Here is an 11,634-nt window from a genome sequence, read left to right as displayed (position 1 = left end):
CGCTTTCGAGCGGTTATACCGGGCGCCCCCCCGCCCACCCCGCCCGCCTCCGCGCGCTCGGGCCCGGGGCCCGGTGATGGGGGGCCCGCCCCCGCCCCCGCCGCCCCCACCCCCACCCCCACCCCCACCCCCACCCACGCACACGACCCCGCCACCCACACCCACAGCAACCGCCGGTGCTCCCGTCGCTCCCGCCCCCGTCGCTCCTGCGTCGCCCGACTCCCCCGAGGACCCCCGGTGACCGCGACCGCCGCACCGCCCCGCCAGCCCGCGCCCGCACCCCACACGTCCGTCGTCCGCACCGAGCTGAGGCGGGGCGTCGGCCCCTGGGCCGGTGCGGCCGTGGCGGTCACGATCCTCGTGACGATGTACGGCAAGGCGCCCGCCTGGCAGGGACGGTGGACCGATGCCACCGACATGCTGCACGTCGCCGGCGGGCTGCTCGCGGGTCCTCTCGCGCTCGCCGCCGGCTGCTGGCAGGGCGGCCGGGAGCGGCGCCGCGGGACGGAGGAGCTGCTCCGTTCCGTCCCGCGCGGCCGACTGCGCCGTACGCTGCTCGCCGTCGCTCCCTCCGCGCTCTGGCCGCCCGCCGGACAGCTCCTCGCCGCGGCGGTGTGCCTGCTCGCGACCTGGCCGTACGTCGGCGGGGGCCGGCCGTACCTCGAACTCGTCGCCGCCGACGCGCTCGCGCTGGCCGCCCTGGGCACCATCGGCCATCTCGTCGGGCTGCTGGTGCCGTGGCGGCTGACGGCTCCACTGCTCGCGGTGACCGGATACGTCGGGCTCGCGATCGGCTCGTACACGGAGAGCCCCGCGCGCTGGCTCAGTCCTGCCGCCGATCACTCCTCCCCCTGGCACGAGCCGGTGTGGTGGTACGCCCCGGCCTCGGCCGTCTGGACCTGCGGCCTCGCCCTGGCGGCGCTCCTGGCGTACGCCGCCCGCCCCGCGCGGCTGCGGCTGCTCGCCCTGCTCCCGCTCGCCGCGGCGGTCGCCGCCGCCGTGCCCGTACTCCGCCTGCCGGCGGACGGCCCGTGGCGCCCGGACCCGGAGGCGATACGCCCGGTCTGCGACGACGGTTCGCCCCAGGTCTGCGTGAACGCCCTCGACCGCGCCCTGCTGCCGGACATCTCCCGCGCACTCGCACCGCTCAACGAACGGCTGCGCGGGGTGCCGGGAGCCCCGGTCCGCTGGTCCCCGGGGCCGGGCGGCCCCGGCCCGGGGGAGGCCGAACTGCCCGGCCACGAGGCGGACTCGGTACGGGGCAGGCTAAGGAACCCGGACCTGTACCTGAACTCGGCGGTCCAGTGGCTGTTCTCGGACACGTGCACCTCCGAAGACTTCGCGGGGCCGGACGCCGAGCGGGCCGGCGAGATCCATCTCGCCGTGTCGGAGTGGCTGGCGCCGACACCGGAGAACTACGGGGTTCCGGTCGGGCCGGCCGCGCGGCGGCACCTCGACGCCCTGCGCGCCAAGTCCCCGGTCGCCCAGCGGGAGTACCTCGCCCGCTACCTGAAGGCGGACCGCTGCCGTCCCGAGGAGGTGCCGGTCCCGTGAGCCTCCTCGGCCGGGGCCCCGCCCTCTACGTCCGCTCGCGCACACTTCCGGCCACGGTCGCCGCCGTGCTGGGGACGGCCGCCGCGGCGGCCTGGTCCGCGGCCTGGCTCCAGTCGCAGCCGGGCTTCGACCACACGGCCCGGGTGCCGGTCGTCGTCCTCGGCCCGCTGCTGGCCGCGTCGGCGGTCGGAACGAGCCTGTACGCGACGAGCGACGAGCTGGACCGTACGGCGACCCGTCCCTGGCCCCTGCGCCGCACCGCGCACGTCCTCGGCCTGACGGTCCTGGCCGTCGCCCTGCTGGCGCTCTCCGTACCCGGTCACCCGGAGGAGTTCGGCGGGCCGGCGATCGTCCGCAACACCCTGGGCGCCGTCGGCGTCACAGCCGCGGCGGCGGCGCTGATCGGCGCCCGGGTGAGCTGGCTGCCGATCACGGTGTACTTCGGCTCCGTCTACGTGGCGGCGCCGTCCACGCCAGGGGGTGCGGCGGCCCTGTGGGCATGGCCGATGCAGCCGGGCCCGGAGGCGGGCGCCTGGGCGGTGGCGCTGGGCGCGTTCGCCGGGGGTACGGCGCTCCACGCCTTCCGCGGCGCCCGTCCCGTACGCGCCTGAAGCACGCGCCCGGCCTCAGTCGGCGGCCCCCGGCAGGCCCTCCCCCGTCACCGAGATCTCCCGCAGCTGCCGGTCGAGGAAGGCCCGGACGCGGCCCGGCATGTCCATCGACCCCGGGTCCAGCGACCACTGGATCTGCAGGCCGTCCATGACGGCCAGCTGTTCCTGCCCGACGGCCCGGCAGTCGATGCCCTCCCGCAGCTCTCCTCGCCGCACCGCCGCCTCCATGAGATCGACGGTGTGGCGCAGCACGCGCGCGTAGCGCTCCTTGAAGTACAGGTGCGCGGGGTGGCCGACGTTGCCGGACTCACCGGCCAGGACGTTGAACATCCGCACGATGCCGGGCCGCCGGGTGTTGTCCTCGACGAGGCCGACGACGGTCTCCAGGTAGGCGGCGTACGACTCCGGTTCGTCGGCGAAGAGGCGCTCGACGTCGTGCTGCTCGCTCTGCGCGAGGACCGAGAGCAGGAGGTCCTCCTTGCTGCGGAAGTGGTGCAGCAGTCCGCCCTGGGTGATGCCGCAGTCGTTGGCGATCCGGGCGAGCGAGGAGGCGTGGAAGCCCCACTGGCCGAAGTGTTCGACGGCGGTGTCGAGGATCTTCCGGCGGCGCTCGTCGCCCACCGCGTAGCTGCCCCTGCCCGCGCCTCCGCGGGCCGTTCGGGCCTTGTTCTCCGGCATGGGCCCACCTTAGAGGCTGTCCGAAAACACCCCTTAGGGGCTGTCCGGAACGCCCCTTACGCTCCGTGATCCAGGTCACACGCCAGAAACCTAGTACCTACTCGGTTTTCAACCTTAGCCTGAGGCCGCTTCCTCCGCACGCAGCCCTCAGGAGCCTCGACATGCACCCCTACCAGGACGCCGCCCGCCCCGTCGCCGAGCGGGTCGAGGACCTGCTCTCCCGGATGACGCTGGAGGAGAAGGCCGGCCAGCTCTTCCACTCGATGCTGATGATGAACGCGGACGGCACCCCGGTGACCGAGACGGACGGCTCGATGCTGCCGTTCACCACGCCGGAACTCGTCGAGGGCCGCCACCTCACCCACTTCAACCTGCTCGGCACCTACGGCGCCCGCGAGATGGCCCTCTGGCACAACGCGGTCCAGGAGATGGCCGCGAACACCCGGCTCGGCATCCCGGTCTCGCTCTCCACCGACCCCCGCCACGCCTTCACCGACAACGTCGGCGCCTCCTTCAACGCCGGCGCGTTCTCCGCCTGGCCCGAGGCGCTGGGGCTCGCGGCGATCGGCGACCCGGAGCTCGTGTTCCGCTTCGCCGACACCGTCCGCCGCGAGTACCTCGCGGTCGGCTTCCGTACGGCCCTGCACCCGCAGATCGACCTCGCCACCGAGCCCCGCTGGGCCCGCCAGTCCGGCACCTTCGGCGCGGACGCCGAGCTGACCGGCGAGCTGGTCCAGGCATACGTCCGCGGACTTCAGGGCGAGGAGCTGGGGCCGGACTCGGTGGCCGCCATGGTCAAGCACTTCCCCGGCGGCGGACCGCAGAAGGACGGCGAGGACCCGCATTTCCCGCACGGCAAGGAGCAGATCTACCCGGGCGGGATGCGGGAGCACCACCTGGAGCCGTTCAAGGCCGCCATCGCCGCCGGCTGCTCGCAGATGATGCCGTACTACGGCCAGCCGATCGGCACCGACTGGGAGGAGGTCGGCTTCGGCTTCAACAAGGGCGTCGTTACCGGGCTGCTGCGGGAGGAGCTGGGCTTCACCGGGATCGTCTGCACCGACTGGGGGCTGCTCACGGACGCGGTGATCTTCGGCGAGACGCACGCGGCGCGGGCCTGGGGCGTGGAGCACCTGAGCGTGGCCGAGCGGGCGGCCAAGGCGCTGGACGCGGGCTCGGACCAGTTCGGCGGCGAGCAGTGCCCCGAGGTGATCGTGGAGCTGGTCGGGTCGGGCCGGATCTCCGAGGCGCGGATCGACGCGTCCGTACGGCGGCTGCTGCGCGAGAAGTTCGTCCTCGGGCTCTTCGACGAGCGGCGGTACGTCGACCCGGACGAGGCAGCCGAGACGGTCGGCCGCGCCGACTTCAAGGCGGCGGGCGCGGCGGCCCAGCGCCGCTCGCTCACGGTCCTCACCAACGGCCCGCTGCCGCTGACCGGGCGCCCGAAGCTGTACGTCGAGAACGTCGACCCGGCCGTCGCGGCAGCGTACGGGGACGTCGTGACCGCCCCCGCCGAGGCGGACCTGGCGGTGCTGCGGCTGCGCACGCCGTACGAGGAGCGGCCGAACCGCTTCGAGTCCTTCTTCCACTCCGGCTCGCTCGCCTTCGAGGAGCCCGAGCTGACCCGGATCCTCTCGCTGCTCGCCACGGTCCCGACGGTGGTCTGCGTCAACCTGGAACGCCCGGCCGTCCTGCCGGAGATCGCCGAGCGCGCGGCGGCGCTGATCGCCGACTACGGGGCGGGCGACGACGCCCTGCTCGACGTGGCATTCGGCCGGGCGGCGGCGGAGGGGCGGCTCCCCTTCGAGCTGCCGCGCTCGATGGCGGCGGTGGAGGCGGCCCGCCCGGACGTCCCGAACGACACGGCGAACCCGGTCTTCGCCCACGGCCACGGCCTGGCGATCTGACACCGGATCCGATCCACCGGATCCCCTCGGACCGCGGGGTTCCTGACCGACCCCGCGCCCTCGGTCCGGGGCCGGCCCGTGGGGGGCCCGGCCCCGGACCGTTCTCTTCCGGTTGTCCCGGCCACCGCCATCCCGCAAGGATGGACGGCCACAACGACGCCGAGCCCGATCGGAGCGAGCCACCATGTCTCTGCCCGTCACCCTCGACCGCCGCGAGGGACCGTACGGAGAGGTCGTGCTGCGCCGGCGCGACGAGCATTTCGAGATCATCGCCAACGGCACCTTCCTGATGGACACCTCCGACGGACGGTCGGAGCGCCTGCTGATCGACGCGGCGATGGACGCGCTCGACGGTCGGCACGGCTCCTCCGTGCTGATCGGCGGCCTCGGTGTCGGCTTCTCCCTCGCGCACGCCGCCGCCGACCCCCGCTGGGCCAGGATCGCGGTCGTCGAACGCGAGCAGGCGATCATCGACTGGCACCGTGAGGGACCGCTGGCCGCGATCTCAGGAGCGGCTCTGGCCGATCCGCGCAACGTGATCCTTCACACGGACCTGGTCGGGTACCTCCACACCTCCCCCGACACCTACGACGCCCTCTGTCTGGACATCGACAACGGACCCGGCTGGACGGTCACCGAGGACAACCAAAACCTTTACTCCGCCGAGGGGTTGGAGGCCTGCGCGAAGCGCCTGAACCCGGGCGGAATCCTCGCCGTGTGGTCCGCCCAGCCGTCCGGCGATTTCGAAGAGTCATTGCGGAATGCCGGATTCAGCGGGGTACGGACCGAAGAGATCCCGGTTGCCCGGGGCGTCCCTGACGTGGTGCACCTCGCCGTAAGGCCTGCGTAGCCGGGACGCTGCCCGTGCCTCTAGGCTGCTGGCCGACACCAGCGATGCGAGGCGGGGCAATGGAGCAGACACACACCACTCAACACGGTGCGGCGGCCACTCCGGGTGCGCAGCGACGAGTGCTGGTCGTCGAGGACGACACGACGATCGTGGATGCGATCTCCGCGCGGCTGCGGGCGGAAGGATTCCTCGTCCAGACGGCGACCGACGGCCCGGCGGCTGTCGACGCGGCCGAGGCCTGGCAGCCCGACCTGATGGTCCTCGACGTCATGCTGCCCGGCTTCGACGGCCTCGAGGTCTGCCGCCGGGTGCAGGCCCAGCGCCCGGTCCCGGTCCTGATGCTGACCGCGCGGGACGACGAGACGGACATGCTGGTGGGGCTCGGCGTCGGCGCCGACGACTACATGACCAAGCCGTTCTCGATGCGTGAGCTGGCCGCGCGGGTGCACGTCCTGCTGCGCCGCGTGGAGCGTGCCGCACTGGCGGCCGTCACCCCGCGGAGCGGGATCCTGCGCCTCGGCGAGCTGGAGATCGACCACGCGCAGCGCCGGGTCCGGGTCCGCACCGAAGACGTGCATCTGACGCCGACCGAGTTCGACCTGCTGGTCTGCCTGGCGAACACCCCGCGCGCGGTCCTCTCCCGGGAGCAGCTGCTCGCCGAGGTCTGGGACTGGGCGGACGCGTCCGGCACGCGGACGGTCGACAGCCACATCAAGGCGCTGCGCCGGAAGATCGGGGCGGAGCGGATCCGTACGGTCCATGGCGTCGGTTACGCACTGGAGACGCCGGCGTCATGAGCCGCCGGGGGCAGCGCCCCGAGCGCCGGAGCAGGCGCCGGATCGTGATCTCGATCAAGACCAAGCTGGGCACGCTGGTGGTCGGGGCGGTCCTGCTGACCTCCGGGCTCGCGCTGGTGGCGATCCGGACCTCCACGGAGTTCCGCTACATCACGATCTTCGCGATGATCGCGACGCTGTTGATCACCCAGTTCGTGGCGCAGTCCCTGACGGCGCCGCTGGACGAGATGAACACGGTGGCCGGGTCGATCTCGCGCGGCGACTTCAGCCGGCGTGTGCGCGGCGCGGACCGCCGTGACGAGCTGGGCGACCTCGCTTCGACGATCAACCGCATGGCGGACGACCTGGAGGCCGTCGACCGGCACCGCAAGGAGCTGGTCGCCAATGTCTCGCACGAGCTGCGCACCCCCATCGCCGCCCTCCGCGCCGTACTGGAGAACGTCGTCGACGGCGTCTCCGAGGCCGATCCGGAGACCATGCGGACGGCCCTGAAGCAGACCGAGCGGCTCGGCCGGCTGGTCGAGACCCTGCTCGACCTGTCACGTCTTGACAACGGTGTCGTCACGCTCAAGGCACGGCGTTTCGAGGTCTGGCCGTACCTCTCCGGCGTGCTCCGCGAGGCCAATCTCGCCGCCTCCCAGCGCGGCCTGTCCTCGACGTCCGGTCTGCACAACCGTACGGACGTCCATCTGCACCTGGACGTCTCGCCGCCCGAGCTGACCGCGCACGCGGACGCGGAGCGGCTGCACCAGGTGATGGCGAACCTGATCGACAACGCGGTGAAGCACTCGCCGCCGCACGGCCGGGTGACCGTGCGGGCACGGCGCGGGGCGTGGCCCGACTCGCTGGCCCTCGAGGTCGAGGACGAGGGCCCCGGCATCCCGGAGTCGCTCCGCCACACGGTCTTCGAGCGGTTCAACCGGGGGCAGGTGCCGGCGCAGTCCGGCAAGGGCAGCGACGGCGGTACGGGTCTGGGGCTGGCGATCGCCCGCTGGGCGGTCGATCTGCACGGCGGCGAGATCGGCGTGGCCGAATCGTCACGCGGCTGCCGGATCCAGGTCACTCTTCCGGGAAGCCTTCCGGCACGCGATTGACGTAGGGTCGAACCGGAAGCGCATGTTCTGCGTGTACATGAACAGGACACGATCAGGACGTGGTCAGGGATGCGTGCCTCAGGGCCGCAACCCGGGTCCCTCGTACCCGCGAGGGGTCAGAACCACGCTTGTTTCCCGCCATTCCATGCCCCGAAACGCCGCGTCAAGTGTGACTTGCGCGACGTTGGCGCTGCCCGGCCTGCACCTGTCGGCCAGGGAGGCGTAGCCTTTATTTCCGCTGTCCATCACCTTGTGAAGCGGAAGAGGGCGGTTACCGCCGTGTCGTCTCAGTCCCCCAGTAACTCGAGCATCTCCACCGGCCAAGACGGGCAGGGTCAGAACCCTGCGACCGCCTTCGGCGCCAATGAGTGGCTCGTCGACGAGATCTACCAGCAGTACCTCCAGGACCCGAATTCGGTCGATCGTGCCTGGTGGGACTTCTTCGCCGACTACAAGCCCGGCACGACGGAGGCTCCCGCCGCCGCGCGGCAGGTGAGCCCCGCACAGGCCGCACCTGCCGCGCCCGCCGCCCCGGCGCCCGCTCCGGCTCCCGCCAAGGCCGCTCCGGCCGCCCAGGCCCCGGCTCCGGCCGCCGCCCCGGCCGCGCAGGCTCCGGCCGCCCCTGCTCCGGCGAAGCCCGCCGCCGCTCCGGCGCCGGCGAAGGCCGCTCCGGCCGCCAAGGCCCCCGCCGCCCCGGCAACCGAGGCGCCCGCCGGTCCCGAGCTGATCACGCTGCGCGGCCCCGCCGCCGCCGTCGCGAAGAACATGAACGCCTCGCTGGAGGTGCCGACGGCCACGTCCGTCCGCGCCGTCCCGGTGAAGCTGCTCTTCGACAACCGGATCGTGATCAACAACCACCTGAAGCGTGCCCGGGGCGGGAAGATCTCCTTCACGCACCTGATCGGCTACGCGATGGTGCAGGCGATCAAGGCCATGCCGTCGATGAACTACTCCTTCGCGGAGAAGGACGGCAAGCCGACCCTGGTCAAGCCGGACCACGTGAACTTCGGTCTCGCGATCGACCTGGTGAAGCCGAACGGCGACCGCCAGCTCGTCGTCGCGGGCATCAAGAAGGCCGAGACCCTGAACTTCTTCGAGTTCTGGCAGGCCTACGAGGACATCGTCAAGCGCGCCCGCGTCGGCAAGCTGACGATGGAGGACTTCTCCGGCGTCACGGTCTCGCTGACCAACCCCGGCGGCCTCGGCACCGTCCACTCCGTGCCGCGTCTGATGCCCGGACAGTCCGTGATCATGGGCGTCGGCTCGATGGACTACCCGGCCGAGTTCCAGGGCACGTCCCAGGACACCCTGAACAAGCTGGGCATCTCCAAGGTCATGACCCTGACCTCGACGTACGACCACCGGGTCATCCAGGGTGCCGCCTCCGGCGAGTTCCTGCGGGTCGTCGCCAACTACCTCCTCGGCGAGGAGGGCTTCTACGACGACATCTTCAAGGCCCTGCGGATCCCCTACGAGCCGGTCCGCTGGCTCAAGGACATCGACGCCTCGCACGACGACGACGTCACCAAGGCCGCCCGCGTCTTCGAGCTGATCCACTCCTACCGGGTCCGCGGCCACGTCATGGCCGACACCGACCCGCTGGAGTACCGCCAGCGCAAGCACCCCGACCTGGACATCACCGAGCACGGCCTCACCCTGTGGGACCTGGAGCGCGAGTTCGCGGTCGGCGGCTTCGCCGGCAAGTCGATGATGAAGCTCCGCGACATCCTCGGCGTGCTGCGCGACTCGTACTGCCGCACCACCGGCGTCGAGTTCATGCACATCCAGGACCCGAAGCAGCGCAAGTGGATCCAGGACCGCGTCGAGCGCTCGCACTCCAAGCCGGAGCGCGAGGAGCAGCTGCGGATCCTGCGCCGGCTCAACGCGGCCGAGGCGTTCGAGACCTTCCTGCAGACCAAGTACGTCGGTCAGAAGCGGTTCTCCCTGGAGGGCGGCGAGTCCGTCATCCCGCTGCTCGACGCGGTCATCGACTCCGCCGCCGAGTCCCGTCTGGACGAGGTCGTCATCGGCATGGCCCACCGCGGCCGTCTGAACGTCCTCGCGAACATCGTGGGCAAGTCGTACGCGCAGATCTTCCGCGAGTTCGAGGGCAACCTCGACCCGAAGTCGATGCACGGCTCCGGCGACGTGAAGTACCACCTGGGCGCCGAGGGCACCTTCACCGGCCTGGACGGCGAGCAGATCAAGGTCTCGCTCGCCGCCAACCCCTCGCACCTGGAGGCGGTCGACCCGGTCCTGGAGGGTGTCGTCCGCGCCAAGCAGGACGTCATCAACAAGGGCGGCACGGACTTCACCGTCCTCCCCGTCGCCCTGCACGGTGACGCGGCCTTCGCCGGCCAGGGTGTCGTCGCCGAGACGCTGAACATGTCGCAGCTGCGCGGCTACCGCACCGGCGGCACGGTCCACATCGTCATCAACAACCAGGTCGGCTTCACCGCCGCCCCGGAGTCGTCGCGTTCCTCGATGTACGCGACCGACGTGGCCCGCATGATCGAGGCGCCGATCTTCCACGTGAACGGCGACGACCCGGAGGCCGTGGTCCGCGTCGCGCGGCTCGCCTTCGAGTTCCGCCAGACGTTCAACAAGGACGTCGTGATCGACCTCATCTGCTACCGCCGCCGCGGTCACAACGAGGGCGACAACCCGCAGTTCACCAACCCGCAGATGTACAACCTGATCGACAAGAAGCGTTCGGTGCGCAAGCTGTACACCGAGTCGCTGATCGGTCGCGGCGACATCACGCTGGAAGAGGCGGAGCAGGCGCTCCAGGACTTCCAGGGCCAGCTGGAGAAGGTCTTCGCGGAGGTCCGCGAGGCCACCTCGGCGCCGGCCCCGGCGCACGTCCCGGACGCCCAGCCGGAGTTCCCGGTCGCCGTCACCACCGCGGTCTCCCAGGAGGTCGTGAAGCGGATCGCCGAGTCTCAGGTCAACATCCCGGAGCGGATCACGGTCCACCCGCGTCTGATGCCGCAGATGCAGCGCCGCGCGGCCTCCATCGACGACGGCACCATCGACTGGGGCTTCGGCGAGACCCTCGCCATCGGCTCGCTGCTGATGGAGGGCACCCCCGTCCGGCTGTCCGGCCAGGACTCCCGCCGCGGCACCTTCGGCCAGCGGCACGCGGTCCTGGTGGACCAGGAGACCGGCGAGGACTACACCCCGCTGCTCTACCTGGCCGAGGACCAGGCCCACTACAACGTCTACGACTCGCTGCTCAGCGAGTACGCGGCGATGGGCTTCGAGTACGGCTACTCGCTGGCCCGCCCGGACTCCCTGGTCATCTGGGAGGCCCAGTTCGGTGACTTCGTCAACGGCGCGCAGACCGTCGTGGACGAGTTCATCTCCTCGGCCGAGCAGAAGTGGGGCCAGACCTCGGGCGTCACGCTGCTCCTGCCGCACGGCTACGAGGGCCAGGGCCCGGACCACTCGTCCGCGCGCCCGGAGCGCTTCCTCCAGATGTGCGCGCAGGACAACATGACGATCGCCATGCCGACCCTGCCGTCGAACTACTTCCACCTGCTGCGCTGGCAGGTCCACAACCCGCACCACAAGCCGCTCATCGTCTTCACCCCGAAGTCGATGCTGCGTCTGAAGGCCGCGGCGTCGAAGGTGGAGGAGTTCACCACCGGCGGCTTCCGCCCGGTGATCGGCGATGCGACGGTCAACCCGGCCGACGTCCGCAAGGTCGTCTTCTGCGCCGGCAAGGTCTACTACGACCTGGAGGCCGAGCGGCAGAAGCGCGGTGTCACGGACACGGCGATCATCCGTCTCGAGCGCCTGTACCCGCTCCCGGGTGCCGAGCTCCAGGCCGAGATCGCCAAGTACCCGAACGCCGAGAAGTACCTGTGGGCGCAGGAGGAGCCGGCGAACCAGGGTGCGTGGCCGTTCATCGCGCTCAACCTGATCGACCACCTGGACCTGGCGGTCGGCGCCGACATCCCGCACGGCGAGCGTCTGCGCCGGATCTCGCGTCCGCACTCCTCGTCCCCGGCGGTCGGCTCGGCCAAGCGCCACCAGGCCGAGCAGCAGCAGCTGGTCAACGAGGTCTTCGACGCCTGATCCGCTGTTCCGGTACGCGTACGACGAGAGGCCCGGCACCCCGCGAGGGGTGCCGGGCCTCCG

General features: G+C 71.6%; 8 protein-coding genes. 7 read left to right on the top strand and 1 reads right to left on the bottom strand.

Annotated features, from left to right (window positions below; genetic code table 11):
• Nucleotides 1-237: 237 nt before the first annotated feature.
• Together ACFY8U_RS23790 and ACFY8U_RS23785 are read left to right on the top strand one after the other, a co-directional pair.
• The gene (locus ACFY8U_RS23790) at nucleotides 238-1,554 is read left to right on the top strand and encodes a hypothetical protein (protein ID WP_389574133.1); all 1,317 of its coding nucleotides are present in this window, start codon (nucleotides 238-240) and stop codon (nucleotides 1,552-1,554) included.
• The gene (locus ACFY8U_RS23785; protein WP_389573349.1) at nucleotides 1,551-2,165 is read left to right on the top strand and encodes a hypothetical protein; all 615 of its coding nucleotides are present in this window, start codon (nucleotides 1,551-1,553) and stop codon (nucleotides 2,163-2,165) included. Before ACFY8U_RS23790 ends, ACFY8U_RS23785 begins: the two co-directional genes overlap by 4 nt.
• Before the next feature lie 15 nt (nucleotides 2,166-2,180).
• Here the strand turns inward: ACFY8U_RS23785 and ACFY8U_RS23780 are convergent, their stop codons facing one another.
• Nucleotides 2,181-2,843, bottom strand: a complete 663-nt coding sequence (locus ACFY8U_RS23780; protein WP_389573346.1) for a TetR/AcrR family transcriptional regulator — start codon at nucleotides 2,841-2,843, stop codon at nucleotides 2,181-2,183.
• A gap of 161 nt (nucleotides 2,844-3,004) precedes the next feature.
• On the opposite strand from ACFY8U_RS23780, the gene ACFY8U_RS23775 reads away from it, so the two are divergent.
• The 5 genes from ACFY8U_RS23775 to ACFY8U_RS23755 all read left to right on the top strand — a co-directional run bounded on the left by ACFY8U_RS23775 (nucleotide 3,005) and on the right by ACFY8U_RS23755 (nucleotide 11,571).
• The gene (locus tag ACFY8U_RS23775) at nucleotides 3,005-4,750 is read left to right on the top strand and encodes a glycoside hydrolase family 3 protein (protein ID WP_389573345.1); all 1,746 of its coding nucleotides are present in this window, start codon (nucleotides 3,005-3,007) and stop codon (nucleotides 4,748-4,750) included.
• Between the two features lie 184 nt (nucleotides 4,751-4,934).
• A complete protein-coding gene (locus tag ACFY8U_RS23770) occupies nucleotides 4,935-5,600 on the top strand; it encodes a spermidine synthase (protein ID WP_389573343.1) in 666 nt (221 codons plus the stop codon).
• A 59-nt stretch (nucleotides 5,601-5,659) separates the two neighbouring features.
• On the top strand, nucleotides 5,660-6,397 hold the full coding sequence (locus ACFY8U_RS23765) for a response regulator transcription factor (RefSeq protein ID WP_389573340.1): 738 nt from the start codon (nucleotides 5,660-5,662) through the stop codon (nucleotides 6,395-6,397).
• Nucleotides 6,394-7,491, top strand: coding sequence for a HAMP domain-containing sensor histidine kinase (locus ACFY8U_RS23760; protein WP_361599328.1), 1,098 nt, complete (start codon nucleotides 6,394-6,396; stop codon nucleotides 7,489-7,491). The genes ACFY8U_RS23765 and ACFY8U_RS23760 overlap by 4 nt, the downstream gene beginning before the upstream one ends.
• Before the next feature lie 279 nt (nucleotides 7,492-7,770).
• Nucleotides 7,771-11,571 carry a multifunctional oxoglutarate decarboxylase/oxoglutarate dehydrogenase thiamine pyrophosphate-binding subunit/dihydrolipoyllysine-residue succinyltransferase subunit gene (locus tag ACFY8U_RS23755; RefSeq protein ID WP_389573337.1) on the top strand — a complete coding sequence of 1,267 codons (3,801 nt, stop codon included), beginning with the start codon at nucleotides 7,771-7,773 and terminating at the stop codon, nucleotides 11,569-11,571.
• Nucleotides 11,572-11,634 lie beyond the last annotated feature (63 nt).

Origin of the sequence: Streptomyces sp. NPDC012508 (assembly GCF_042902595.1) — a bacterium.
Taxonomy (GTDB): Bacteria; Actinomycetota; Actinomycetes; order Streptomycetales; family Streptomycetaceae; genus Streptomyces.
Note: the sequence above shows the minus strand (reverse complement) of the source record. Positions and strands in the feature narration are given on the sequence as shown.

Coding starts and splice junctions, on each gene's coding strand:
- ACFY8U_RS23780 (WP_389573346.1), bottom strand. CDS start 2,843: ATGCCGGAGAACAAGGCCCGAACGGCCCGCGGAGGCGCGGGCAGGGGC.
- ACFY8U_RS23760 (WP_361599328.1), top strand. CDS start 6,394: ATGAGCCGCCGGGGGCAGCGCCCCGAGCGCCGGAGCAGGCGCCGGATC.
- ACFY8U_RS23775 (WP_389573345.1), top strand. CDS start 3,005: ATGCACCCCTACCAGGACGCCGCCCGCCCCGTCGCCGAGCGGGTCGAG.
- ACFY8U_RS23770 (WP_389573343.1), top strand. CDS start 4,935: ATGTCTCTGCCCGTCACCCTCGACCGCCGCGAGGGACCGTACGGAGAG.
- ACFY8U_RS23765 (WP_389573340.1), top strand. CDS start 5,660: ATGGAGCAGACACACACCACTCAACACGGTGCGGCGGCCACTCCGGGT.